We start from the raw sequence: 26,492 nt of genomic DNA, 5'->3' as shown, positions 1-26,492 counted from the left end.
ACCCTTCCTTAAAAGCTTGAGAGTATATATGATGTAAGAATTCCAAAATAGGTGCCCAGAAGACTGCCAAGTACTGCCATCAATATCCCGACCGGTATTAGCGCCCGGTTGAATGCACCTGCCAATATAGGGGCTGATGCCACGCCCCCTATGTTGGCCAAAGAGGCAACTCCCATTGTAAATAGATCCAACTTAAAGATTTTGGCCAAAATGACCATGATCAATCCATGAAAGAATAGAATCATAAAGCCGGAAATAATATACACAGGTGCTTGAAACAGCTGTGAAAAATCGGCATGGGAAGCAATTAAACCAATGACGATATAAAGCATGACTTTGGAAATTTCCATGGAACCGGCAATACGTCCAACCTTCGTGACAGCCAGAATTAATCCTACGGTTGAAGCGATAATGATCGTCCAAGTGGTCCCATTCACAGCGGCACCGAGTACCGGCAGTCTTTCCCCAATTTTGGTTGCCCCTGCTGAAATAATTAAAGCCAGCGCCAAGAAACCGATCAGTTCCCCAAATCCAAATTCCGTCTTGGCGGTTTCCCCCGCTTCAAGCTCGGAAGTCATTTGATCAATGTAAGATGTATCCGCTTTAGTCCAAATATTGAATTTTCCAGCAAGAGGCACCAGCCAAAACAAGAACATGACCCAAATGGAATAATTGACTGTATCCATGATCAACGCATAACCAAAAATATTTTCCGGCACATCGAGTATGCCTTGCAAGATCACCATATTGGCAGAGCCCCCTGTCCAGCTTGCGCTTAAAGCCGAGAATGCCTTCCAAGTTCCTTCCGCATAGAAGCCATTCATTAAAACGTAAGTAAGAGTGAACCCTCCAATAATGCTGAATGAAGCCGCAAAAAAAGTTAACAGCATCTTTGGTCCAAGCCTGATGATCTTCCGCATATCGCATTGCAAAAGCATAAGCATCAACATGGCAGGCAGCAGGAGCCCCCGTATGGTGGTATATGCACTTTCAACTGACTCACTATCTGAAAAGACCCCGAATGTTTTCATCAGAGCCGCTCCAATATAAATAAGGACAATCCCAGGAACATACTTGAAGAACTTTCCTCCGATCTTTTTTTCCGCTACGGCAATCACTGCAGTAAATGCCAATAAAAAACAGACAAACATCACACCATCTTGAATCATATTCCATACCTCCTTAAATTTTATAACAAAAGGTAATTTCCATTTTATTCACACTCATCTATTAACTATTGCATGGAGCTAAATAGAAAAATCCAGCTGCCAAAGAGCACGTAAACACTCTTCAACAGCTGGATTTCAATTGCGACTGACAAAAGAAGCAGCTATAACTTATAAAGTTGCTGATATTTGATGCTGGCATTTCTTAGGGCGACGGTCAGTGCTTTCTGAGATGAACCAAAATACCGTTGCTCAATTTCTGTCTCCAATTCATCGGGCCGAAGAATGGATTTACCAACTAACATGGATTGAATGAAGCGTGATGTAATCGATATCGTGGTCGAGCATTCCGCATCCACTATTTCATGTGTATCACGATCAATGACGAACCCGATAAAAAAGCAGTTGAATTGCTGTGTAATTGGATTATTGGACGGTGCCTTCGATTCGCCAACTATATATACTGTATTCTGTTCAAACATGATTGTTGTGCCTCCTGCCATTACAGACATCATAACAGGTATAAATAGGGTGACTATCTATATTATTACAATATGAAATGGTTAAATATATTTTAATATATACAGCAAGCATTTGACAATATATTTTGTATATTAAGTCAATTCTCGATTCCTTCGGCAAGAGAATAGATAAGTACTATAGCTAATACGTCCATCTAACGGGGAAAATCAAGAAAGATACTAGGTATTGTTAATGTTCAGGGGTCCTTTTTCGACCTACCCCGCACTTTATTCGGCCGTCATGAATTTATTCGACCTACCTCGCACTTTATTCGGCCGTCATGAATTAATTCGACCTACCCCGCACATTATTCGGCCGTTCACGAATTTATTCGACCTACCCCGCACTTTATTCGACCGTTCATGAATTAATTCGACCTACCCCGCACTTTATTCGGCCGTTCATGAATTTATTCGACCTACCCCGCACTTTATTCGACCGTTCATGAATTAATTCGACCTACCCCGCACATTATTCGGCCGTCATGAATTTATTCGACAACTCGCACTTTATTCGGACTATGGTTCGGGATCCAACAGATCATTTTAGCCCTTCATACGGCTTATATTTCGCATACAACTCTTTTCGGCGATTGCGATCCTTGAAAGTGGTTGCTGCACCACTTTTTCGATTCTCATAAAGCTCGTCCATATCGACTGTACCGGTTATGATCGTATGTTCATTCATTACCGCCTCGGCTATTATTCCATTTGCTGGCCAAGCGCTGTCACAGGGGCTAAGAATACTGGCGCTCCCATACCCGTTCGGCAGGGGTGACCCTGGTTCACCAACAGTGGGGCAATGAACAAAATATACCTGATTCTCGATTGCACGCGCATGAGCGCAATGGCGAACTCGCCAAAAACCAGCCTCTGTAAATGTGTATGATGGGCAAAAAATGATATCCGCCCCGTTCACTGATAATATCCTTGAAATTTCAGGTATCTCCGCTTCATAACATACCGCTATTCCTATCTTAACCGGACCGATCGAATAAACTTTCAGTTCATCACCTTCAGAAGTATGCCAATTCGCTTCAGCAGGAAAGATATGAGTTTTTTTATGCTCTACGACTGATCCGTCTTTATCAAAAATATATGCAATATTGAAGTATTCTTTTCCGCGTCGTTCCAGATGCGTGCCGGCAATGATGACCTGTTTTCTTTTTCTTGAAAGTGACTTGAAAAGATCTTTGTATTGATTGGTATATTCATCAATCCTGGTAACGGACGAAGCATCCTGTTCTCCCAAGGCCGCTGATAACCCGATGGTCAACAGTTCAGGAAAAATGATATAATCCGAGTCTTCGGGAACTTGGCTGATCAAGTCTTCTACTTGTTCCTGAAATTCATTGAAAGTTGACACCTTTTCTACACGAAATTGACAAGCCGTTATTTTAATTTTCACAAAAGTCCTCCCAAATCATGCTTTATCCGTTCTTCCAGTCAGTACTTCCATTAGCCTTGTTTTAAAGAAATCAGGATATCTTATCCAGATCATTCATTTCGGTCTGTTGCATGGAGATATGTTTAGTCAGTCCACTTACAATGAATGTTACTAGTATATTAATCAACAAAGCTATGACGCCTGTACTGATATCATTAATTACATGCGGGGTATTTGGCAGGAATGTAGCAACCTTCACATCTGCAATTGTCGAATATAAAACAATCAGGACACCTGCCAATATACCTGCCATCGCACCATACTTATTGATTATATTGGTTTTTGGCAAACTGCAAAACAAGGAAGGTGCCAGTTGCGTAATTAAACTGTATGACATGATATTCAAGATGGCTAAAGCCTCGCCGCCTGTAACAGTTACAATTAAAGCAATGATTGAGATACCAATAATAATGATCCTTGAGACAATCAATTGATGTGTTTCAGTCGCAGCAGGGACCAAAACTTTAAAAAAGCTATTTGTCAGACCTACCGATGCAGCCATTAGCATGACTGAAGCCGGTACAAGCGCCGTCAATAAACCTGCAGCTCCGATAACCCCTATCACCCATGGATCGAATGTTTGAATCGCCAGCCTTAAAAGTGAGAGATCCCCATCAGCTCCTTGCAAACCCGGGATTTCCATGATGGCTGTAAACCCAATGAAAAAAACGAAAAGCAATAACAATGTGTATAACGGTAACGCAATCGCATTTTTGCGAAGGGTCCTTTCCCCATTGGACGATAAAACGACCATGAATGTTTGTGGCAGCAAATAAAATCCTAGGGCATTGAGCAAAACGGTGGACACAAACCAGGACTGACTCAATCCCTGATCTCCTAAAACCAACATTTCCGGTTTAGCAGCCTGCACGGTCTCGAACATTGGCTGTATGCCTCCGAAGTAATGAACTGGAATGTAAATCCCTAAAAAGATAACAACCACCAAAATCATGAAATCTTTCAGTATGGCTGTCCATGCCGAACCATGAATGCCTGAAATCATCACATAGGTAGTTACAACCACAGCACCGATCACACTTGCAGCAACTGGTGAAATGGCTCCGTAAGATGCTTCGGAAACAATGATACCTAATCCTTTGAGCTGAATGACTATGTACGGCACGAGGGCTAAGCTTCCCAATACAGCAACGATCATTCCCATTGACCTGCTTTTATATTTAGACGCAAAATACTCTGGCTGAGAGATAATGGAATGACGTTTTGAATATCTCCATATTTTAGGGACGAGCCAATATGATAGGACGTAAGCTAAGAAAATATAGGCGGGAACATAATAAGCAGCGGCACCTTTCGAGTAAGCCCACCCACTTCCGCCCAGGAATGTAAAAGTTGTATAAATTTCACCTGCTATTAAGAGAAAAATGAAGAATGTACCGAAGCCCCTGCCCCCTACGGCGAATTGCTCCATATCCATATCCTTCCCTTTTCTTGCTTTTATCCCTAAATAAAGTGCTAGAACCAAGAAGATGGAAATGATGAGTAATGAGATATTCATTCAGAATCGCTCCCTTTATTATCAGGATCGAACTTATAGACAATCATTAAGATAATCGATGCCATCACCATCCAAAATGCAACCCAAAATAACAAAAAAGGCATCCCCAATATGTACGGTTCTATTTTATTTGCGTATGGCAAAAAACCTAAAAACCCTATAAATGGAACAAAAAGTAATAGCTTAATAGCATCCAAATTATACCCTCCCCCTTTTAGGTTCCTTACACGGATGCATCACCATCAGTCAAGCTGACTTTCATACTAAACTGATGGTTTGATAGCACCCTTTGTTTACTTTCATTACCTGCTTTCAACCAACCATATATTTGTCTTAAGATGACTGGATGGCAAGGACCGTTTCCAGTATTACATTGACGCCTTTTTCACAATCTTCCCAACTAGTAAGTTCCTCTTCACAATGGCTTTTACCGTTGATGCTTGGGACGAAAACCATGGCAGTAGGTATATAACTAGCAATAAACTGTGCATCATGTCCTGCACCGCTTACCATTCTTTTATAAGGTAGGCCTAGATAATTGGTCGATTGTTCAATCAAATTGCAAATGGATTTGTCGAACCAAACGGTATCCCTGTCCCACAATTTTTTCGCTTGGATGTCGCAGCCGTCTTCTGAACCTGTAGTTATAAGGCTTTTAATGACTTCCTCCACCTTTTCGATGACTTTGGAATCCTTATGTCTCGCTTCTAGCGAAAAAACCACTTTATTAGGGATCACCGTATGGATATTGGGAAACACATTTACCCTTCCCATCGTAAAAACCAAATCGTCATCAAGCATGCCTAGCTTCTGACGAGCCTCCATAATCAAGCTATTCGCAGTGAAGAAAGCATCTTTTCTCATATTCATTGGGGTGGTTCCTGCATGATCGGATTCGCCTGTAACTTCTATCTCATAGCACACCATACCAAGGACACATTCAACGACCCCGATCGTGAGTGATTCACGTTCAAGAATGGGCCCTTGTTCAATATGCAACTCTAGAAATGCAGTCGCTTCTTTTAAACGAGACTCTTTATCCCCTGCATATCCAATGGCATTCAAAGCACTCTTGAAAGTGGTTCCTTCACTATCCGTCTTTTGCAGCATGATGGATTTTTCGAATTTACCTGAAAGAACTCCCGACGACATCATGGAAGGTTCAAACCTGGCTCCCTCTTCGTTCGTAAAATTGACGATCATTACCGGAATTTTAGGTTGGATGTTATTTTCCACCAGAGTCCGCACGACTTCCAAGCCTGCAGCTACACCCAAGATACCATCAAACCGACCGCCCTTTTTTACGGTATCCATATGTGATCCCATTACAATAGGAGGTTTATTTTCAAGTCCCGCCAAAGTAGCGTAAATATTCCCCATATCATCAACCTTAATGGTTATACCCAATTCTTTACAGCAAGCGCAAAAGTAATCACGGACTAATCGATCTTCTTCGGAAAGGGATAGCCGTGTGACTCCGTTGTTTTCTGTTCGTCCAAAATCAGCAAATTTCTCTAGCGTACGACTCAGCCTCTCACCATTAATTAATAATTTTTGCTTTTTCATAGCGAATATCCCCCTTTTTTAATAACTTGCTAAATCCCACTTACGTTCGCTTAAGCCAAAAAAATGAAAGTGAAGCTCTTGATGTTTTAGAGTAGTTACACTAGATTATATTTCTACCAATGTTTCCCTATGATAAAGAATCTCCCCATTCAGAATCGTTGATTCAACTTTCAAATCCTTGATATTTTGGGAATCCACTTTCAATATACTATCATTCAAAACTACTAGATCGGCCAGCTTACCAGCCTCCAGGCTGCCTTTGACATCTTCATCGAAACTCGCAAACGCGCCATTCCATGTGTATAGTTTAATGGCTTCCAAAACGCTAATAGATTGAACCGTACCTATTTTCGTACCTGACCTGCTTGTTCTATTAACAGCAACGTGTATGCCTAATAAAGGGTCGTGATCAGTAACCGGAGCATCGGAACCGCCTGCGGCCAAGATCCCATTATCAATAAAATCACGGGCGGCGTACATGTGGTTGACCCTATTGCCGTAATGTTCAATATATATATCACCGAATTCATAAGGAAATGGGGGGTTGGGGATTGGGATGATTTCAAGTTCTTTCATCCTCATTTGTAAATCTGGAGAAGATATTCCGGCATGCTCGATCCTATGTCTATGATCTTTTCTTGGCGATTCATTCAAAGCCTTTTCCACGCAATTTAAATACATCTCTATCGCTTTGTCCCCTTGGGCATGGACTGTGATCTGATAGCCTTTTTTATGTGCTTGACCTAATACTTGATAGATTTCCTCTTCTTTATAATAAAGAATTCCGGAATAACCTGGATCACTCGAATAGGGCTCACGGGTAGCAATTGTCGGACCGGTACTGCTGCCATCCGTAAACAATTTGGCTGGTCCGATTTTGAATCTTTCGTCCCCAGCTCCGGTTATCACTCCCGAATCCATCATTTTATTTACAAATTCATGAGAATTATTCAATGAACCGACCATCGCATAGATACGGACACGAATATCCTTATTTTTTATGGCCTGCTGCATTAAACGGAAACTTTCAGGACCATGAGCACCTGCTTCATGAATGCTTGTTATTCCTGCTGCGATGAAATGCTCAGATGCTATTTTCACTGCTTTCAACAGTTCACTCTCAGAATAACTTGCTCTATCGGCCATTATCATATTTGCCGTTTCAATGAGTTTGCCTGTAATTCTCCCCTCCCTATCCTTTTCAATGATCCCTCCAGTTGGATTCTCTGAGTTCTCATCTATTCCGGCAATCTCTAAGGCCCTGCTATTCACCACACTAATATGGCTGCATGTACGGGTTACGATAATGGGATGGTCTGTTGAAATAGCATCCAATTCTGCTATTGTAGGATAACGTTTTTCTTTCACAGCAGTCTCATTGAAGCCCCAGGCACGAATCCATTCACCTTTAGGGATCGTCAAAGCTTTCTCCTTCAGATCGATTAACAAATCTTCTACAGATCTGATATGTTCAGCTTTACAACTTACTGCCAATTGATTGACACCGTACAATATTAGATGAATATGAGAATCTATAAACCCAGGAAGTAATGACTTTCCCTGCAAATCAATCACATTTGTTTCCTCTCCGATAAATACCTTGATTTCCTGATTCGTTCCGACTGCCGAAATACGATCACCTTTAATTGCCAGGGCTTCTGCGACTTCACTTTTTTGATTTACGGTTATGACCTCGCCGTTTATGAACACAATATCTGCTTTCAAACAAAACACCCCTTTCTTTATTGGTCACCCTCATTACACCTTCCTCTACCTTTGCTTTCCCCACTTCTACTAATCGGAATATTCTGTTTTTAACAGATTCATTATATCCACACCAGTTAGTGAAATCATTAGACAAATAGTCAAAAATTTCATCGTTTTTTTATACCTTTTATATAATTATGTCTTATTTCCTATGGTTTCCTGGCCAAGCCCCCTTTTTATCACGCCTAAAGGATAAGGGACTATAACCGATCAAAAAAAGGATAGATAGCTGCTGATATGCTTATCTATCCTTCCATTTTTCAATTTACAACCCATTCAATCTCCCGATAATACCAATGGTCAAATACTGTTTGTTTGCATTAAAATCCCATGTCCAGTAGCGAAGGCTTAATTCGCTTTTATCCACTTTTTCAATAAACGTTTTCATCCCTATCAATGCAGCCCCATATCCCACGTTCGAGGCCAAGGCAAAGATGGCATTCAGCCCTTCATTAATGGTATCCATATACTCAGGTTCGATTTTTAAGATATCAGACCATGTAATACAGAATCCATTCTGCTTGGTACATTTAGATATAGAGTGATTCATTGTACGAACGATTTCATCCCTTAGATCTAAAATTCCATTTTTCAGCTCTTCTGCGTCTTTTTTCTGATAGAGGTTTGCATGATCAGAAAGCAGTTCCTTGGCCCAATTATAAAATAGTTGCGTATAAATGGCGGAAGTTGCCATGATATCAAAATCATTATAATAATTAGCAAAAACCCTTTCAGAAAGCTGACCTAACCGATTTTCGGTTTCCTTTAAATATTGGATAATTCCCTTTGCCGTTTCACCACGATTCAGCATGGAAGATAGGTGGTGATCAAAATCCACTTTATCGAGGCCTGTTACATCGATTGCAACAAGTTGAATTTTCTCCCGGGTCCATTCAGGCAAATTCGCCGTACCCTTTTCCATACTTTCCATATCAATATCAAATAAATATATAGAGTTGCATTTAGTTGCCAAATATTCTAAATCCAAATCATCGCAATTGCCTGCACCAACGATAGCCACTTTATCAACGAACGCTTTTTTCGAAAAAACGGCATCGAATAACCCTGTAACTTGTAGACGATGCTGTTTCCATCGCAACTTTCTGTATTCATCCCGATTATGATTCATTTTTCTTTGATAGGTTTCCAAGTTGATCTCTCCCTTTAGGGTACTAACCATTTATATATTGTAACAAAGTATCCCGATATTTTGGAGGTCAGGTAATTTAGATTTCGCATAGTAAAATAAGCGATAAAAATGTTAGAATAATATGGTAATTATTGAGATGTAACAGAGATAACAGGAGGGTGTTACTTGAGCAAAACAAAAAAGGTTTTACTGACTTTACTAGGTGTTTTTTTAATCATCTTGGCCGGTGTGATGATCCTTATGTTTTCATTCACACAGAGTATGAAAGCAGATCCTGATGAAGAAAAGAAAGTCCGGGATAAGCTGAACGATATTTAGAGAAAACTTTTGATGAAGAAACCGAAATATATGATGTCTTATACGATAACATGGGGAATTGGGGCTATTTTGAATACGCAGCTAAAGTGAAACATGAAAAATATGGGACTCATTTTCTAGTTTTCTTTAATGATGAAACAGGGGAAATGGAGGATACATTCCTATCTGATAAATGGCAAGATGATGCAGAAAAAGAAATCAGGCCTTATGTTGAAAAGGAACTGGGTGACGTGTTGATATCAAAGGAACTGGGAGATATTACAGAGAAGGAAGATTGGGAGGAGATTCAAGAAGAAATAGGCGATAATAATCAATTACTCTTGGTGTTTGATGAGGGTGTCGGGAAAGAATTGAAAATTGATCCGAATAAACCAGCCAGCTATAAAGATTACGATGTTTCCCCAACCATACGGATTACCCTTTCACGTAAGAAACAGGACGCAGATGAAGACCGCTTTACCGAAATTATCAATTCACTAAAAAAAGATAGAGTTCTTAAACATGGAAATATGATTGTAGAATATATTAGTACCAATGGTGTGCCACTTGAAGATGAAGAATGGAATGAAAAATTTTAACAATAAGGTAAAGAGCAGCAATCTAGACTGCCGCTCTTTACCCGGTTTTATTTACGGAAAATACCCCCTTCCATTTGTTTTTTATCTCTGGCAAACTATCCAATTTTTTGGTCGGAAATATTTTTGATTCTTCTGATCGTCTTTTTTTTCATGCCATTTGCCGCTAGTACACAAACCATGCTGAAGATGAATAAGCAAAGAAAGAAGATCCAAGCTGCACGATAGCTTTCTGTCAAATCATAGATTACACCCGAAACGATCACACCCAATGAGCCTGCCGCCACAAAAAAAACTTGCACTATGCCAAAGATGGAGCCGAAGTCCTTCTTTCCAAAGATATCATTTGTCATGAAGGGAGGCCCTAGAGTGGATATCACAATGCTAAAGCCAAAGGCGATGGCGAATAAGAATGCGAATGCCTGTGTCTTAGCTAACAATAGCGCTGCCATAGCAATCGTCATGCAAGCGCCTACATAAATGGCGCCTCCTGCCGTACCGTACTTATCCAAAACAGCTCCTAAAATCAATTTTCCAACCGTATTTGCCAAAGATAGTATTCCAAAAATGGTGCCAGCAAAAATGGCTGGATGCCCTATATCGATCAAGTATGCCGGGATATGCATTTGCACCCCGCCAGCGACTAATGCAAAACAAACGATTCCAAGTACGAAAATCCAAAACATCGCTGTCTTCTTTGCTTCCCCCATCGTTAAGCCATTCTGTTCAGATTCCACATTAGTTTCGGCCATTTCCATTTTGTCAGAGCCCAATGGAACAAGGCCCTTTTCTGCGGGACTTTTCTTTGCAAATAGAAGAACCAAGGGTAATGTTAAGACAATTATCAGTATCCCTGCTATTACGTAGGCCGTTCTCCAACCATAATTTGAGATTAAATTTGTAATGATCGGACTGAGTACTGCTGCCCCAATTCCCGATCCCGCAAATGCCAAACCCATGGCCTTTCCTTTTTTCTCATAAAACCAATTGGTTAACATGATTGATATGGGAATATTGGAAAAGCCTGCAACACAGATGCCAATTACAAAGCCTATGATACTAAAATATACAGCTGAGTTGGCAAGCGAGTATGACATGAATCCTGCTCCGGCCATTACTACGCAAATTGACATGATCAATTTCATATTCCCTTTAGCGAGTAATTTACCCATGATCGGAGAAGCAACAGCCACTCCAAGGCCAGCAATGGAAAGTGCAATGGAAAAAGTGGTTCTGCTTATTCCTAAATCCTCAGTAACCGGGACCATGAACAAACTATGCAGGGAATTTATTATCGAGAAACCTGCGAACATTATGAAAAAGCCACACAACACAACATACCATCCATAAAAAATGCCTTTAGAATCTTGTGCCATTTACAGAACCCCCAGTCCACTATTTACAGTGAATTCCCTGCTAATCTCATAAGAACTCATCCTATTTCCATATAAACGGTCTTTTCACGGGTATATTCAAGAATGGTATCCGTTCCAAATCCACTGCTTTTTTGGCCTCCGAATGGGAGTTCAGGTCCCACCCTGCGAAACAAGTTCACCCACACATTACCCGATTCCAGTTTACGGACCATCCGGTGTGCCCGATCCAAATTCGAGGTCCATATTCCAGCTCCTAAACCAAAATCACTGTCATTAGCTATGGTGAGGGCTTCCTCTTCCGTATCAAAGGGGATAACGGTCGCTACCGGACCGAAGATTTCTTCTTGACAGATACGGAGAGAATTACTATTGACCTTGATCAGTGTTGGCTCAACCCAATAGCCATCAGCTAAATTGGGTTCATCAGGTAATAGGCTAACACCTCCATGACGGCCACCGATGATGATTTCCCCTCCTTCCTTTTGGCCTAATTCTATATATGAGAGGACTTTTTCATATTGAACAGCGTTAGCGATCGGTCCCATTGAAGTGGCTGGATTCATTGGATCACCCAGTTGAATTTGTTGTTCTATCACATCTTTCATCCTAATGATCATTTCATCGAATATGGACCTTTGAATTAGAATCCTCGATCCGCCTACACATAGTTGGCCTGCGTTGCCGCTAAATATCCCATAGTTTGTCACTCCTTGTGCTGCTTTTTCAAGGTTTGCATCCGCAAAGACTATGTTTGGCGATTTCCCGCCAAGCTCCAAAATCATGGGCTTAGGGTTTCGTGCGGTCGATTGTGCTATCGCCCTTGCCGTTCCTCCAGAACCAGTCAGGCTGATTTTGTTCACATCTGGATGGCTTACTAGAGTATCCCCCACTTCCGCTCCAGTTCCTGATACGACATTCAGGATTCCTGGCGGGAGGATTTCATTAATCAGGTCTCCATATCGTAGTGAAGCGATAGAAGCCAATTCAGATGGTTTGATAATGACAGCATTTCCTGCTGCAATCGCATAAGCCGCTTTAATGGTAAAAGTGAAAAGCGGTGAGTTCCATGGAAGGATTCCTACTACTACCCCTAAAGGTTCCCTCAATGAATAACCTACACTTGAAGGTCCCAATTGGACAGTATCACCCTTACTTCCAATAGCTGTTGCACCTGCTGCATCATACCAAAGGCTTGCTAAGCTGGGAATGAGGCCGTGGCTCGTTTCCCTGATCACCCAACCATTGTCTCTTGATTCCAACTCAGCTAGCTCTTTACCATGCTTTATGACTAAGTCACCTATTTTCCTCAGGTAAGCTGCCCGATCCATAGCTGGCCTCGAGGACCAATCGGCAAAAGCACTTCGGGCTGCTTCTACCGCCGCTTCGGCATCCTGGGCCATACTGCAAGGAATGGTTGCCCAAACCCTGCCTGTTGACGGATCGTGGCTCTCAATCCGCTTCCCGGAAGAAGCTGGAACCAGATCGCCATTAATCATATTCTGGTACTCTTTCACTTTATATGAAATTTCCAACGTTCATCTCCACCCTTCGGATTAGTAATACATGAGTGTAACCCTTTCTACTTTTCTACCAACCTAATGCCGTAGCGGCCTGTTTGTAATATTGTTCAGTATTTCCCAAATAATTCTCATAGAACCTTGCACGCTTAACAAAAAGGTGACAATCAATTTCTTCTGTAAACCCAATTCCACCATGAATCTGAATATTGTCTGACGAAATTCGTACGAATGCTTTCGTGGCAAATATTCGTGCGCAGGAAATGGCTTGAACACGATCTTCTGCCCCGCTTTCCAAAGCCCAGTTAGCATAATAAGCTAAAGATCTAGCTGTTTCGAGATCCATTTTCATATCGACGATTCTATGTTTAATCGCTTGGAATCTTCCTATGGGCTGACCAAATTGTTCACGAATCTTCGCATACTCTGCTGCCATTTCTACCACTTTCTCCATACACCCGACAATTACTGCGGAGAGAGCTGCATTGAAAGAGAGTAATCCTTCTTGGAGGGCATCCCATCCTTGATGCATTGACCCAAGTACCTGACCTATGGGAATTTCAACATCATTGAAAGCCAATGCTGACAATTGTCGGGTTTCATCAATGTTTTTCTGGCTTTCAAGCGTCAAATTCGTTTCATTTCGATCGACGATAAGTAATGTAATCCCTTCATTTCGGTTACCTTTGCCTGTGCGGACTAACACTATATAATGATCAGCCAACTCAGCATCGGGAACCATTGTTTTCACTCCACTTAATATCAACTGACCGTTTAGGGATCTTGCCTCCAAGTTAATCCCAGAAGGACCGTAACTTCGACCTGGTTCTAACCAAGCTAGTGAGAATGTTTTTGTACCGGCCGCAATTTCTGCTAAATACCTACCTTTTTGTTCTTCCGTACCGAATTTCTCTAATAATGGCACAGCTAGTGCATTCGTTTCTAAGTATAAACCCGGGAATAAAGAACGGCCGGTTTCTTCAAGTACAGGTATTAAATCAAGGGGACCCAAGCCCATTCCCCCGTAGTCTTCCGATATATTGATGCTTGTACATCCTAATTCGGCAAGCCCCGATAATAAGGCCCTTAGAGATCCAGTTTCACCCTCTATGTATGCACGGGCCGTTTTTGTTTGCCCGGCACCATCTAAATATTTCCGGACATATCCGCGAAACATTTCTTGTTCTTGATTTAAAGAAAAATCCACCTTTATTCCCCCCGTTTCATCTTAACGTCCCATATCTTTTGGTAAACCTAGAATTCTTTCCCCAATAGTGTTCTTTTGAATTTCGCTCGTTCCACCTCCAATTGTTTGTCCAAAAGAATAAAGATAATTATCCTGCCAATATGAGTTGGAGGAGATTGCATCTTCTTTCCATAGAACGCCCTTATGTCCTTGTAATGAAATAGATTGGGACAACAGCTCCTTGGTAAGTTCACTTACCATCAATTTATCCATTGAACCTTCTGCACCAGGATGACCGTTTTTTAATGTCTTAGTTAGATTACGATAATAGTTCAAAAGTGAACCCCGGGAGCGAGTATATAAATCTACCATTGTATGACGAACAAGCGGATTGCCCAACAATGGCTTATCATCTTCTTTCAATTCTTTAGCTAACCCTACAAGTTCATTAAATTGTTGCTCCAATGTAAAAACTTGCGCTCCGATTCCCGTTCTTTCATGCATAAGCAATGCAATCGTAACTTTCCAGCCTTCATCTACCTCCCCAACTATTTCAGCATCGTATGCAATCGCATCATTCAGATAGACTTCATTAAAATCATGCTGACCATCCATTTGAATGATGGGCCTTGTTTCCACCCCCGGCTGATTCATATCCAATAGGAAAACCGTTATCCCTTTATGCTTTTTATCAAAACGATTCGTCCGAGCCAGTAAAAAGCATCGATCAGCTAAGTGTCCAAAGCTTGTCCAAACCTTCTGACCATTAATGATCCACCGATCTCCATCCTTTACGGCACTTGTTTGAATGGCGGATAAATCAGATCCAGCATTCGGTTCGGAATATCCTTGACACCATACTTCCTCTCCTGTGAGAATTTTTTGGATATATTTTGCTTTTTGTTCGTCCGTTCCAATCTGCATTAGAGTGGGTCCAACCATATGGATGCCTACATAATTCACAAGCGCCGGAGCCTTTACTCTAACCATTTCCTGTTGATAAACTATTTCCTCCATCAACGTCGCTTCTCGTCCGCCGTATTTTTTGGGCCAGGCAATCGCTGCCCAGCCACCTTCATATAATTTCCTTTGCCAATTCCTGAGGAAAACGGCATACTCACCTTCATCTTTTGAAACATTACTGATTCCTTCAAGCCAACCTTCAGGTAAATTTCCTTCAAGCCACGCCCTCAATTCAAGACGGAATTCTTCTTCCTTGGTTGTAAACGAAAAATCCATAGATACTTTCCTCCTTTAATGCTTGCAAATTACACTTCTATAACTGAATCCATTGCGGCAGTGACCGTTCATCCGCAATTTCCATCCAAACCATCTTTACTGGCATACCCACTTCAATATCCTCTGGTGAACATTGCAAAATATTTCCGATTAACTTGACCTGGGGCAACATTTCTAATTCGACTATGGCAATTACGAGCGGTAAATCATCCTGGAATCCAGGTAAAAAGGGTCGATAGGAAACGATATATGAATAGACTTTACCGTTAATATCGCTGCCTTGGCTTTCCCAGCTAAGTTCAGAACTGCCACATTTTGCACAGCTCGGACCGGGAGGGTGGGAATATTGATGACAGCTATTGCATTTTTGAAGAATCAGTTCATGACGATCTGCGCCATCCCAATATGGACTATTATCCTGTGTTTTTAGCGGAATAGGTTTTTGGTATCCCATTTTGTCCCCTCCTAATTTCTTAAAATCATGGCACCGGCCATATCAGGTCCAGCCCAGCCAGTACAGATTCCAATTTCACAATTTTCAACTTGACGAACGGTTCCTTTGTATTCATGGCGAACTTGACGAACGATTTCCAATACGTTATTCATTCCATGTGTATATCCTTCCGATAACATTCCTCCTGCGGTATTCGAAGGTAATTTCCCACCGATCCGCAAGTTTCCTTCGGCTACAAAGTTACCGACCTCTCCACGCGGAGCAAATCCATAAGCCTCCAGCTGCCGAAGTACAACCCAGCTATAACAGTCATATATGGATGCAACGTCAATATCTTCAGGTTTTACTCCAGCCATTTTATATACCTCAGGCGCGACATAGTCAGCAGCCACTTCGGTTAAATCATTCCAATAATGTGCATGGGACACACACTGCCTAGCAGATAAACCCATGATGTATACCGGTCTGGACTTGCATCCTTCAGCTCGTTCTGCTGAAGTGACAATGATTGCATTTGCTTCATCGGACTCCAGGCAGAAATCATGTTTTTTAAATGGATAGCTTAAATAGGGCGTTTTAAGATATTCCTCCATCGTTAGTGGTTTACCATAAAAGTAAGCTTTAGGATTCCTTTGAGCATGTTCGTAAAAAGCTAAACAGACATGCCCTAGATGTTCCTCTGTCAGCCCGGTTTCATGCATATGTCGCGTCGCAAAAAGTCCGAACCACTGAGCAGGACTGCCAGCACCGTAAGGAATGATGAAGCTTCCGCCTTCTATGGCTGTTTGAAGCATATTCACATCCCATCCGCCTCCACCCATCCTTACCCCTGAGCGTCCATTCATGGAACGATAAATCAACACCGTATTCAATTGACCTGATTCGATTAATCCAACAGCGTCAGCTATCAGCATTTCGGTACTGCTTCCCCCGCCCAAAATATCCTTAACATATTTGGGACGGACCCCTAAATATGTTGCTAATTGATGAGATGTACAAGAATCGTTTTCCGAATAGCTCATGAACCCATCAATTTCTTTCGCTTGAAGCCCAGCATCATTCAATGCAGCTCGAGCAGCGTCCAACGCCAAATGTAACGGGGTTGTACCGGAATTCTTAGAACGCTCACTTTCCCCTACACCGACAATGGCATAGCGATTTTTAATGCTTTCCATAATAAACCCTCCTATTTGATAACTTGATAACTTTATTTAATCTGTAAAACGACTTCACCTGAACCCACAATTTGCTCTGGTTCCTTTTCAGCAATAAGGTCCAGCCTTACAAAGCGTTGACCTCTTTCTTCATATAAACTTTTCACAAAAGCAGAACACGTGAGTCGATCTCCTGGTACGGTTACAGCACCAAATCTCATTTTAAAGTTTGCTGGTACAGCATGATCACCAGCCAGTTTCATTACATATTCACCAAGAAACCCCATTACCAGCATTCCATGAGCAATCACACCATTCATGCCAATTTCTTGTGCAAATGCATCATCTGTATGCAATGGATTGAAATCTCCTGAAGCACCGGCATATTTAACAAGTTGAACCTTGGTTACAGGTGGCTTGATGAAAGATTCAAGTCTTTGCCCTTCATGTAAATTTTCATATTTCAACATCCCTGATTCCTCCTGTTTGCAGTTTGCTAGAATTTGATATTGATACTTTAATGCCATGAATTCAAACAGGAGCATGATCACTCTTGATGGGCCGATAAATGATATTTGTTCGGCTTATGACCACCATTTCACCTGACTCATCTTTCATTTCTGTATCAAGTACCAAGAACTGCATCGTTCCTTTTCTTCCTTCCCGTTCGTATACATTTGCAACTTTCATCTGACAGTACAACCTATCCCCTGGTCTAATGGGGCGGGAATAAATAAACTCCTGTTCACCATGCAGCATTCTCCTTTGTTCCAGGCCCAAGTCAAGGCTTTCGCCGCTATCCTGACCAATGGCAATCGGGAAGGTTGGCGGTGCTATAATGCCACCATATGAAGTTTTCGCAGCAAATTCTTCATCCATATATAAGGGATTAAAATCACCAATCGCCTCAGCAAATTGACGGATATGCCTCTTTTCGACTTCAAATATAAATTCAGCTCCAGTTAAACCATTCAAATGATCGAGTTCCATTGCTCTCTACCCCCTAATAACGGTATTATCTTTCACATTATTTTTTACAACAATCATGGCATCAGCTGCCTTGATACCGTTTTCATATACCAGCAAAGGATTAATATCCAATTCGTCGATGGAATCTTTATAATCTGTAACTAGCGCGGAAACCTTTAATAACACATCAATGATGGCTTCGATATCAACTGGTGCTTTCCCGCGTGCTCCCGTTAAAATGTCCTTCCCCTTGATTTCTTCAATCATTTCAAGTGCATCTTGTCTTGACAGCGGAGCAATTCTAAACGAAATATCTTTGTAAATCTCAACAAATATTCCCCCAAGACCAAACATGATAACCGGTCCAAATACGGGATCATCACTTGCTCCAACAATGATTTCCACTCCATCAGGTAACATTTCCTGAACGGAAACGCCGTTTATTGTAGCCTCAGGTTTATAATTTAGTGCATTGCGCTTAATATTTGTGAAAGCTTTCCTGACCTCAAGTTCAGTCCTTACATTCAATCGAATCGCATCCGCTTCCGTCTTATGTGGGATATCCGGCGAATCGACCTTTAACACAACCGGATAACCGATACTGTTAGCGAATTGTACTGCATCGTTTTCATTTTCAGCTATAAAACGCTTCGTGGCAGCAATCCCGTATCGTTCCAAAACCAGACTGGCTTCTGATTCACTTAATGTAGCACCGGGGTTCAGCATGTCCTGTAAGCTTTGTTTCTCTATTTTCTTTGTACTATCAGAAACTTGAGATTCAAGATTTTTTCGATAAAATTCACTGTATTCAACTAGTTTCGCCAACCCTCTTATCGGATTAAGGTTTCCCGGAATGACTGGTATGCCATTTTTCACGAGCTCAGCGGTAGCATGCGGGAGTGTCATGCCATCTAATGGAAAAGTTGTAATGAATACAAATTTATCTGAGCTTCTGCAAATTTCAATAAACTCTTGAAGCAAAGGGTGCTCGGCAGTCCAATTAAAAGGAAATTCCGTAAAAATGATGTTATCGACATCCGGATCTTCCACAAGTGCCCGCAATGGCGCAAGGAATAACTCAGGATTGGAAACAGAGGCGGCCGCTGTTAAATCCACAGGGTTGGAAGCGCTTGCATATGCAGGTATATTACGTTTGATTTCTGTTGTTGTCTTTATGCTGAGTGGGTTGATGGTAAGTCCGTATGATTCACAGCGATCCGCTTCATTTATCCCCCTCCCGCCAGAACTAGTGATGATTACCGTATTGCGTCCATTTGGAAGCTTCTTTGATAGGAATAGCTTTGAAAAAGATATGATATCCTCATAATCGTCGGCCCTTACGATGCCAGCTTGTTTAAAAAAGGCATCATATACTTTATCCGATCCCGCAAGTGATCCTGTATGAGAAGCAGCAGCTCTGCTTCCGGCCAAACTCCTCCCGGTTTTCATTACAATTATGGGTTTATTTCTATCCAATGCCTCTTTTGCCAGGCTTCGTAATTTATCCGGATTTTTTGCACCTTCCAAGTAGCCGCTTAACACACTTGTTTTTGAATCATGGATCATATATTCAATTACATCCGAGAATTCAGTTTCCATTTCATTTCCTACACTCACGAAGTAGTTGAAGCTCAATCCATTCTGAGCTGCTGCCATATAGGTCAAAACACCAAATGCACCGCTTTGGGAGACATATCCTACCCCTCTTTGGTCATTAAAGGGCACAGATAGAATGGCAGGGGAAAAAGTGCCAATCAAACCATTCGACAAATTCACTAATCCAACACAGTTGGGGCCCACTATCCGTATTCCATTCTTTCTTGCAATATCGGTTAGCAATTCCTGTTGCTTAATGCCTTCTTTTCCTGTTTCCGAAAAACCAGCAGCAAAAATGATGGCTGCCTTCACTTTCTTTTGAGCACATTCCTCTAAACCTTGCTGCACTTGCTCCGCCCCAAGGCAAAAAATGGCTAAATCAATTTCATAAGGAACATCTGACAATGATTCATAGCACTTTATCCCTTCAATTTCTTTTGCATTGCGATTGATCGGGTAAATCTCTCCCTTAAAATGACCCTCCAAAAGAGCTTTGACCTGTAAATTCCCGATTTTGTATTCACTCTTGGAGGCACCTAGGATTGCGATGGATCTTGGATTGAATAACGGCTCAAGAGTTTCATGGGAATTGTTTAAATGTTGGTTTTCTATCATGAATCTTCCCTCCTACATTAAAAAGATATCTTTGAACTAATCTTACATGGAGGGCGTTAATATCCTGAAAAATCATAGTTTGTTAAATTCATTTAAAACATTAGGCAGTTAATTATTTTTAATAGACGAAAATTCTCTTATACAGCAGGGTCAAAAGAATAGTATGAAAAATATGTGTTCTGGATGACCCCGACTTCTTACATTGATAGCCCCGACATTGGAACAAGATAAACGCCTTTGCTTTTTATGTATATGGCAACACAAACAACCCTCTTCCTGATAAAGGAATAGGGTTAATTTGTTCATGATCAATTAATATGTTTCTGTTTTTCCAGCCATTTCTTCATTTTCGTTTGAATTTTAGAGGATGGAATTTTCATCCCTCTCTCAATGTTACTGACATATGGGGCTGATATCTCCAGCTCTTCTGCTAATTGATATAAGGAGAGGCTAAGTTTTTTTCTTGTGATTCTTATTTGCTCACCAATATGATTACTGTTCTTCAGGTTAGCTGGGTCTTGCTTTGCAAGACGATTGTCAGTGTGAGATCTTTGTTTTTTTTCTATGGAGCGATATTGCTCTTTTATGATATCAGGCGGTTCTATTAATATCATCGAATTCAGCCAAATACTGGCCCATCCTTTATAATCGGCTATGGATTCATCCCACTTTTCATAATGCCATGATGCAATTACGCCGTCATCTAGTAGAACATCCAAAGCTTTCTCGAAACGTTCCCTAGTACGCGATGGTGTTCGTTCATTTAATTTTTCACCGATCGATTCCAATAGGGTACTGGTTTTATTCGGTTGTAAAAAGTCTCCTTTTCTTGCTTGGGTCCTCCAACGCCAGCTTAAATATCTTGTAAGCCGTTTTTCCCGAATTTGCCTATATGGATTATATTGAAGTGCTTTTATTGAAAGTAAGGCAACTTGTCTTGCAGAACCATTAAGATATTTGGCGAAAACCTTATCGATCGTGAACGTTATCTTTTTCCTGCATGCTTCTTCTGATATATCATATTCCACGCCATTACGATCTTTAAAGATAAACGTCCTCCCTTGTAGCTTTGTCTGAACAGGCTTACCTTTATCATAGATGGTAGCTTTGTTAATGTTAATCCATATGCTTTGTATATTTGTAAGCGAATTCAAAATTTGAGCACGCTGTTTGGCCTCGTAACCACCCCGACGCCCAAACCCACCAAGTTTTGGCTTTAATCCTCGAATTGAAAGGAGGTCATTTAAATAAATTTCCACTGTTTCCTCATTATGAGCAGCCTTTGACAGGAAAAGGCTGCAAAGAGCATCAAAAACATCTACATCCACATCAGATAAAGAGTGGACTCGGTTCCAAGCTTCTTTCACATTCGTCTGCCCATAGGTTTTATGATCGTTACCAAAAGGGATTATTTGTATGAAACCTTCTGTATTCCCCTTTAATATTGGTGTTGCAGGCCAAGGAATGTTTCCAATGATTTCGAAATTTTTTTTATAAATTGCATCTCTAACCGACTGATATGGAGCACTATTCATAACAAGCAAATGATCTTGGACGGTAAAGTTGAAAGCGAAATCTCTCATTGTGGATAATAATAAATCTGATGTTTGAAAATCCCTCTTAAAACATAGCAGGTTTTCTATCTTTTCGATGGTATTGTTTTCAATATTAAATTCAATCATGATTTTATCGATCCACTCTTTAATATATTCATTAACGATATCTGTTACTCTCGATAAAAATCCAGTGTTTTCAGTAAAATGTTTTGTGAGATGATCGTAAAATAACTTATTTAATGCTTGATCATCAAGTCTTTCCATTTCATTAACACCTATTGATAAGGCTATTTCTTCAAGGACCCATTCTTTTACTAGCAGTCTAAACCAGCTGTAAAATTCCTCCCAAACCGATCTCTCAGCCAAAAAAGTTTCATTTTTTAATTTTTTTTCCATTTGGTAAATTGAATCTTCCATTAAATGTTTATCTTTTAAAACAGCATGTTTTTTTGTAGAAACCCTTTCATATTCACTTAATAGATAGAATACGACATGTTGGGCAATATGTGACAATGTTTCGTTTCTCGCCGTTAACCTCAGCTTGGCAAATAGCTCTTCATTCTCTTTATATGCTTGTTCCCAAATAACAAAACTTTTATTGTTCAATCCATCTTTAAAGGTTAGAAACCCCTTTGAATTTTTTAATTTGTGTGTTTTGAATTTATTATTGAAATCATGATATTGATTGTTTTGCTCATATATGCAAAGAACCAAAAAATTATTAATTTTGCTTGACCAGCGGTACGATAAATACTTAAGGCTCTCATTTTTTTGGTTCGATTCCATTTTTCCACTCTGTCTCTCATTGCTATTCAACATGAATACCTCCTAGTTCAAACTGCGTCTAAATACAAAGTACTCAGTGTTTTAGATGAAAAAAAGTCATGATATTTTAAATGCAACTAAATATTTTTAGTTTTTTTTTATATATTCCATATAAAAATGAAAAATCCTTCCATGCATTATAGGTGTAACTGCCCCATTTCCTGAATAAATGTATCTAGTAAATTATATTCAATATCTTCTGAATCATCCTTAGCGAAAGATTCTGATTGGTAGCGCTATCACTTCCATTCCTGGGTTAAAAATCTCAACAATTGCAGTTTTTACAAGGATTCATCCATTGTCACTAATACCCCTTAAGGTAATATATTATGTTCATAAAAAATCAATAATAGGAATTTTACCCCAGGACTTTCACCCTTTTCTCAATCGTATAAATATTCAAAAAAATGTCGAGTTGAGTCATCACTCCTTTTACCCTTATACTAGGGTAGAAAAATCGAAGGAGGAATTACATATGAAAAAGGAAATTTCAATCATTGGTGTGCCAATGGATCTTGGTCAAACTAGAAGAGGAGTGGATATGGGGCCTAGTGCCATCAGATATGCAGGATTGAGTGAAAGACTTGAAAACATTGGCTATACTGTCCGTGATGAAGGTGATATTAAAGTAGAAATACAGGAAAGAGCACAAAGTGATAGTGACACAAATTTGAAGAATCTGCAGGACGTAGCAGAAGGTAATGAAAAATTGAGTCAAAAAGTGGATGAAGTCATCCAAGCAAATCGTTTTCCTTTAGTTTTAGGGGGAGATCACAGCATTGCTATCGGGACATTAGCCGGTTTAGCGAAGCATACTGAAAACTTAGGAGTAATATGGTATGATGCACATGGAGATTTAAATACTGCCGAAACATCACCATCAGGAAACATACATGGTATGTCCTTAGCAGTAAGTTTGGGCCTTGGCCACCCTGCACTGACTAAAATTGGCGGATATTCTCCAAAAGTCAAACCAGAGAATATTGTCATCATTGGTGCCCGTTCTTTAGACCAAGGTGAAAAAGAGTTAATCAGGGAAAAAGGAATTAAAGTCTATACTATGCATGAGATTGATAGAATGGGTATGACAAAAGTGATGGAAGAATCGATTGCCTACCTGAAAGAACGTACGGACCTTGTCCATTTATCACTTGATCTTGATGGTCTTGATCCAGATGATGCACCAGGGGTCGGAACGCCTGTAATGGGAGGCATTAGTTACCGTGAAAGCCATCTTGCCATGGAAATGCTAGCTGAAGCTAATATCATTACATCAGCAGAGTTTGTTGAGATAAACCCAATATTGGACGAGCATAATAAAACGGCTGAAGTTGCTGTCGCATTAATGGGCTCATTGCTTGGGGAAAAATTACTATATGGAGCGGAAGATCATATCTCTCCTGATTTATTGGCTCATGTTAAATAATCGGACTCTATGTTTTTGATAGAAATATAGAGAGTTCGTTAAAGTGATGCTCCATGGGAAAAGCCCATACTTCTTTTATGAGCTTCTTCCCATTAGCGGATGATCGACATGAATCAATTTACATCCCTAGTTTCCTGACGCTTGGCTTCTCTTTCTTTATTAAGCGGCGCTTTCGAAATTAATTCTGCATAGGTACCTATGTTCATTGACTCATGCTTCTTTAATGCAGAAGTAATCTCTTTTCGGAGGGAATTCGACATCATCTAAGAATCAGAATCAAAGCTATTAGACTTGTAAAAACACAAATTCCCTAATAACGTCCCAACATAAATGAAACCGTTTGCACCCATCAGGTAAAGGAGTTTTTCAATGAAAACAGCAGAAAATCAACCAAATGAATTAAAACGGAGCATGAAAGCAAGACATTTATTTATGATTTCAATAGGGGGATGTATTGGTACGGGCTTTTTCATCGGTTCAGGCTATACCATTCATGAAGCAGGAGCCTTCGGTGCTATCCTCTCTTACATAGTCGGCGGCTTCATCATGTATTTAACGATGCTTTGCCTTGGTGAACTATCAGTTGCCATGCCTGTATCCGGTTCGTTTCAGACATATGCGACTAAGTTCATCGGTCCTGGAACCGGATTTGCCATCGGATGGCTATACTGGTTAGGTTGGGCCGTTACAGTTGCCTTAGAGTTTCTGGCAGCAGGACAGCTAATGCAAAGATGGTTTCCTGAATCACCCGTTTGGATGTGGTGCGCAATCTTTGCTTTTCTCATCTTTTCACTGAACGCCTTATCAGCAAAGGCATTTGGCGAATCGGAGTTTGTTTTTTCCAGCATAAAAGTATTGGCCATCATTCTTTTCATCATCGTTGGCGGTGCTGCTATGTTTGGTATGATTGATATGAAAGGTGGACAAGAAGCTCCATTTTTCTCTAACTTTTTCGCTGAGGGTCTTTTCCCCAATGGGATATCGGCCCTGCTAATCACAATGATTACAGTAAACTTTTCCTTCCAGGGCACTGAATTAATCGGAATAGCCGCTGGAGAAAGTGAAAACCCGGAAAAGGTCATACCAAAATCCATCAAACAAACCGTTTGGAGAACCCTTTTCTTCTTTGTTCTTTCTGTCACTGTACTTTCGGCGATGATCCCAAGGGAAAAAGCCGGTATCTCAGAAAGTCCATTCGTTGTTGTACTTGATAGTATCGGAGTTCCGTATGCAGCTGACATCATGAACTTCATCATTCTTACAGCACTATTGTCAGTGGCGAACTCCGGTCTTTATGCTGCGACACGTATGCTCTACTCGCTTTCAAGGGAAGGTATGGCAAGTCCGAAGCTCGGTTTGGTGAATAAGAGAGGGATTCCGCTCAATGCCCTGCTCATCACCCTGGCGATTGCCGGTTTATCATTACTTTCAAGTGTAGTAGCTGCAGACACAATATTTGTCTTTCTTCTCTCCCTTGCAGGGTTAGGTGCACAAATTGGCTGGATTGCCATATCGGCTAGTCTTCTTGCTTTTAGAAGATCCTATACCCGCCAAGGCGGAAAGATAGAAGATCTGAAATTTAAAGTTCCGCTATACCCATTCATCCCCATACTTGCATTAATAACAAACTGCATCGTCATGATCAGTTTAGCATTTGTTCCTGAGCAGCGAATGGCTCTTTATTGCGGGGGAGCATTCTTCCTTGGATGTTATGCGGTTTATCACTTTAGAGTGAAGAAAATCAAGAAAATAGAAACTCCCAAGCAGGAAGTTGAATTAAATGCCGGTAAAAAAATGGTCATTTGATCCAGAATTCCGCGGAGTAGAGTAAGTGGTGAAAAGCGATCTTCACAATTCATTAAGATTGCTTTTCAAAGAAGAAATACCCTGGATGTTATCACACCCAGGGTATTTCTTTTATTTAATCACCATTTCCTTAAATAGCTAGGTAATGGTAATCCACTGTAAGAAACCTTCCTTTTCCCTTCCAGCTTTTTAGTTCCCCAAACTATTCCCTGTAAAATTACGCATATAATAGGAAGCTAAATTTTCAGCTCCATCTAGGCAATAAAAACAAATATCAAAACAAAAAAATCATCTTAATCGATGATTTTATATTGTGCAAATTCTTTTAATTTAGGCAGGATTGGCTCTAAAATTTCCTTGGCTATGTAATCGGTATCCAATCCAATGAAGCGTTCACTTTCCATGTCGACCGATCTCGCATTTTCCGGGTCATCACAAAAAATAAACGATATGATTCCGTTATCTTCCTTCATATCTACATATTTAAATGCAATGTCATGTTTCGTAAGACAACTTTCAAACGCAATGCACAATTCATCTATATTTGATTGACTAATAGATGTGAATTTCATATTGATCATCCCCTCTGCTAAAGGATAGCAAAATAAAGCATGAATTTCAAAGCGAAATTCATGTCCCATTCATATATTCATGATTCATATGACACTTTTGAAGAGGAAAATGACATAAAAAATTGCCCTTGTTTGGAATATCACCCGTATGAAGCCTTTTGATGAAGATTGTTTG

At 40.5% G+C, this 26,492-nt stretch carries 23 protein-coding genes; 4 read left to right on the top strand and 19 right to left on the bottom strand.

Annotated elements, in window-relative coordinates; all coding sequences use genetic code 11:
* Positions 1-8: 8 nt before the first annotated feature.
* The 8 genes from ABC374_RS11130 to ABC374_RS11095 all read right to left on the bottom strand — a co-directional run bounded on the left by ABC374_RS11130 (position 9) and on the right by ABC374_RS11095 (position 9,133).
* On the bottom strand, positions 9-1,169 hold the full coding sequence (locus ABC374_RS11130; protein ID WP_413017725.1) for a DUF819 family protein: 1,161 nt from the start codon (positions 1,167-1,169) through the stop codon (positions 9-11).
* A gap of 161 nt (positions 1,170-1,330) precedes the next feature.
* Complete coding sequence (locus ABC374_RS11125) at positions 1,331-1,648, bottom strand: DUF3870 domain-containing protein (protein WP_413017723.1); 318 nt, start codon at positions 1,646-1,648, stop codon at positions 1,331-1,333.
* Between the two features lie 580 nt (positions 1,649-2,228).
* Entirely contained in the window at positions 2,229-3,095 is an 867-nt protein-coding gene (locus ABC374_RS11120; protein WP_413017721.1) for a carbon-nitrogen hydrolase family protein, read from the bottom strand.
* Between the two features lie 70 nt (positions 3,096-3,165).
* Positions 3,166-4,650, bottom strand: a complete 1,485-nt coding sequence (locus ABC374_RS11115) for a sodium:solute symporter family protein (RefSeq protein WP_413017719.1) — start codon at positions 4,648-4,650, stop codon at positions 3,166-3,168.
* Positions 4,647-4,847 (bottom strand): DUF3311 domain-containing protein, encoded by a 201-nt coding sequence (locus ABC374_RS11110; RefSeq protein WP_348964932.1) that lies wholly within the window; start codon positions 4,845-4,847, stop codon positions 4,647-4,649. Before ABC374_RS11110 ends, ABC374_RS11115 begins: the two co-directional genes overlap by 4 nt.
* A 136-nt stretch (positions 4,848-4,983) precedes the next feature.
* Positions 4,984-6,216 (bottom strand): Zn-dependent hydrolase, encoded by a 1,233-nt coding sequence (locus ABC374_RS11105; protein WP_413017716.1) that lies wholly within the window; start codon positions 6,214-6,216, stop codon positions 4,984-4,986.
* Between the two features lie 105 nt (positions 6,217-6,321).
* The gene (locus ABC374_RS11100) at positions 6,322-7,941 is read right to left on the bottom strand and encodes an amidohydrolase (RefSeq protein WP_413017714.1); all 1,620 of its coding nucleotides are present in this window, start codon (positions 7,939-7,941) and stop codon (positions 6,322-6,324) included.
* Positions 7,942-8,248: 307 nt separating this feature from the next.
* The gene (locus ABC374_RS11095) at positions 8,249-9,133 is read right to left on the bottom strand and encodes a hypothetical protein (RefSeq protein WP_413017712.1); all 885 of its coding nucleotides are present in this window, start codon (positions 9,131-9,133) and stop codon (positions 8,249-8,251) included.
* A 165-nt stretch (positions 9,134-9,298) separates the two neighbouring features.
* Here ABC374_RS11095 and ABC374_RS11090 point away from each other — a divergent pair, with 165 nt between their 5' ends.
* Positions 9,299-9,451, top strand: a complete 153-nt coding sequence (locus ABC374_RS11090) for a hypothetical protein (protein WP_413017710.1) — start codon at positions 9,299-9,301, stop codon at positions 9,449-9,451.
* Between the two features lie 50 nt (positions 9,452-9,501).
* Positions 9,502-10,029 (top strand): hypothetical protein, encoded by a 528-nt coding sequence (locus tag ABC374_RS11085; RefSeq protein WP_413017708.1) that lies wholly within the window; start codon positions 9,502-9,504, stop codon positions 10,027-10,029.
* Between the two features lie 95 nt (positions 10,030-10,124).
* On the opposite strand, the gene ABC374_RS11080 is transcribed toward ABC374_RS11085, so the two are convergent.
* From ABC374_RS11080 to ABC374_RS11035, 10 genes are all read right to left on the bottom strand, one after another.
* Entirely contained in the window at positions 10,125-11,402 is a 1,278-nt protein-coding gene (locus tag ABC374_RS11080; RefSeq protein ID WP_413017706.1) for an MFS transporter, read from the bottom strand.
* Between the two features lie 56 nt (positions 11,403-11,458).
* A complete protein-coding gene (locus ABC374_RS11075; RefSeq protein ID WP_413017704.1) occupies positions 11,459-12,934 on the bottom strand; it encodes an aldehyde dehydrogenase family protein in 1,476 nt (491 codons plus the stop codon).
* Positions 12,935-12,989: 55 nt separating this feature from the next.
* On the bottom strand, positions 12,990-14,126 hold the full coding sequence (locus tag ABC374_RS11070) for an acyl-CoA dehydrogenase family protein (RefSeq protein ID WP_413017702.1): 1,137 nt from the start codon (positions 14,124-14,126) through the stop codon (positions 12,990-12,992).
* A 21-nt stretch (positions 14,127-14,147) separates the two neighbouring features.
* On the bottom strand, positions 14,148-15,344 hold the full coding sequence (locus ABC374_RS11065) for an acyl-CoA dehydrogenase family protein (protein WP_413017700.1): 1,197 nt from the start codon (positions 15,342-15,344) through the stop codon (positions 14,148-14,150).
* Between the two features lie 37 nt (positions 15,345-15,381).
* Positions 15,382-15,798: a Zn-ribbon domain-containing OB-fold protein gene (locus ABC374_RS11060; protein WP_413017698.1), complete on the bottom strand. Its 417-nt coding sequence runs from the start codon at positions 15,796-15,798 to the stop codon at positions 15,382-15,384.
* An 11-nt stretch (positions 15,799-15,809) separates the two neighbouring features.
* A complete protein-coding gene (locus ABC374_RS11055) occupies positions 15,810-16,973 on the bottom strand; it encodes a thiolase C-terminal domain-containing protein (RefSeq protein ID WP_350302630.1) in 1,164 nt (387 codons plus the stop codon).
* A 32-nt stretch (positions 16,974-17,005) separates the two neighbouring features.
* Entirely contained in the window at positions 17,006-17,422 is a 417-nt protein-coding gene (locus ABC374_RS11050) for a MaoC/PaaZ C-terminal domain-containing protein (protein ID WP_350302629.1), read from the bottom strand.
* A gap of 61 nt (positions 17,423-17,483) precedes the next feature.
* Entirely contained in the window at positions 17,484-17,942 is a 459-nt protein-coding gene (locus tag ABC374_RS11045) for a MaoC family dehydratase N-terminal domain-containing protein (protein ID WP_350302628.1), read from the bottom strand.
* A 6-nt stretch (positions 17,943-17,948) separates the two neighbouring features.
* Positions 17,949-20,132 carry an acetate--CoA ligase family protein gene (locus ABC374_RS11040; protein WP_413017695.1) on the bottom strand — a complete coding sequence of 728 codons (2,184 nt, stop codon included), beginning with the start codon at positions 20,130-20,132 and terminating at the stop codon, positions 17,949-17,951.
* Between the two features lie 308 nt (positions 20,133-20,440).
* Complete coding sequence (locus tag ABC374_RS11035) at positions 20,441-22,507, bottom strand: helix-turn-helix domain-containing protein (RefSeq protein WP_413017693.1); 2,067 nt, start codon at positions 22,505-22,507, stop codon at positions 20,441-20,443.
* Positions 22,508-22,988: 481 nt separating this feature from the next.
* Between ABC374_RS11035 and rocF the strand changes: the two genes are divergently transcribed.
* Positions 22,989-23,939: an arginase gene (gene rocF / locus ABC374_RS11030; RefSeq protein ID WP_350302625.1), complete on the top strand. Its 951-nt coding sequence runs from the start codon at positions 22,989-22,991 to the stop codon at positions 23,937-23,939.
* A 369-nt stretch (positions 23,940-24,308) separates the two neighbouring features.
* A complete protein-coding gene (locus tag ABC374_RS11025) occupies positions 24,309-25,745 on the top strand; it encodes an amino acid permease (RefSeq protein ID WP_350302624.1) in 1,437 nt (478 codons plus the stop codon).
* A 293-nt stretch (positions 25,746-26,038) separates the two neighbouring features.
* On the opposite strand, the gene ABC374_RS11020 is transcribed toward ABC374_RS11025, so the two are convergent.
* The gene (locus tag ABC374_RS11020; RefSeq protein ID WP_350302623.1) at positions 26,039-26,317 is read right to left on the bottom strand and encodes a hypothetical protein; all 279 of its coding nucleotides are present in this window, start codon (positions 26,315-26,317) and stop codon (positions 26,039-26,041) included.
* Positions 26,318-26,492 lie beyond the last annotated feature (175 nt).

It is taken from the genome of Peribacillus phoenicis (assembly GCF_047238085.1).
Classification (GTDB): domain Bacteria; phylum Bacillota; class Bacilli; order Bacillales; family DSM-1321; genus Peribacillus.
This window is presented reverse-complemented; position numbering and strand designations above follow the sequence as displayed.

What these genes read in the sequence shown, in the direction of transcription:
- ABC374_RS11065 (WP_413017700.1), bottom strand. Translation starts at nt 15,344, where the DNA reads ATGGATTTTTCGTTTACAACCAAGGAAGAAGAATTCCGTCTTGAATTG.
- ABC374_RS11025 (WP_350302624.1), top strand. Translation starts at nt 24,309, where the DNA reads ATGAAAACAGCAGAAAATCAACCAAATGAATTAAAACGGAGCATGAAA.
- ABC374_RS11085 (WP_413017708.1), top strand. Translation starts at nt 9,502, where the DNA reads ATGGGGAATTGGGGCTATTTTGAATACGCAGCTAAAGTGAAACATGAA.
- ABC374_RS11035 (WP_413017693.1), bottom strand. Translation starts at nt 22,507, where the DNA reads ATGTTGAATAGCAATGAGAGACAGAGTGGAAAAATGGAATCGAACCAA.
- ABC374_RS11115 (WP_413017719.1), bottom strand. Translation starts at nt 4,650, where the DNA reads ATGAATATCTCATTACTCATCATTTCCATCTTCTTGGTTCTAGCACTT.
- ABC374_RS11050 (WP_350302629.1), bottom strand. Translation starts at nt 17,422, where the DNA reads ATGTTGAAATATGAAAATTTACATGAAGGGCAAAGACTTGAATCTTTC.
- ABC374_RS11060 (WP_413017698.1), bottom strand. Translation starts at nt 15,798, where the DNA reads ATGGGATACCAAAAACCTATTCCGCTAAAAACACAGGATAATAGTCCA.
- ABC374_RS11020 (WP_350302623.1), bottom strand. Translation starts at nt 26,317, where the DNA reads ATGAAATTCACATCTATTAGTCAATCAAATATAGATGAATTGTGCATT.
- ABC374_RS11045 (WP_350302628.1), bottom strand. Translation starts at nt 17,942, where the DNA reads ATGGAACTCGATCATTTGAATGGTTTAACTGGAGCTGAATTTATATTT.
- ABC374_RS11080 (WP_413017706.1), bottom strand. Translation starts at nt 11,402, where the DNA reads ATGGCACAAGATTCTAAAGGCATTTTTTATGGATGGTATGTTGTGTTG.
- rocF (WP_350302625.1), top strand. Translation starts at nt 22,989, where the DNA reads ATGAAAAAGGAAATTTCAATCATTGGTGTGCCAATGGATCTTGGTCAA.
- ABC374_RS11055 (WP_350302630.1), bottom strand. Translation starts at nt 16,973, where the DNA reads ATGGAAAGCATTAAAAATCGCTATGCCATTGTCGGTGTAGGGGAAAGT.
- ABC374_RS11105 (WP_413017716.1), bottom strand. Translation starts at nt 6,216, where the DNA reads ATGAAAAAGCAAAAATTATTAATTAATGGTGAGAGGCTGAGTCGTACG.
- ABC374_RS11040 (WP_413017695.1), bottom strand. Translation starts at nt 20,132, where the DNA reads ATGATAGAAAACCAACATTTAAACAATTCCCATGAAACTCTTGAGCCG.
- ABC374_RS11125 (WP_413017723.1), bottom strand. Translation starts at nt 1,648, where the DNA reads ATGTTTGAACAGAATACAGTATATATAGTTGGCGAATCGAAGGCACCG.
- ABC374_RS11130 (WP_413017725.1), bottom strand. Translation starts at nt 1,169, where the DNA reads ATGATTCAAGATGGTGTGATGTTTGTCTGTTTTTTATTGGCATTTACT.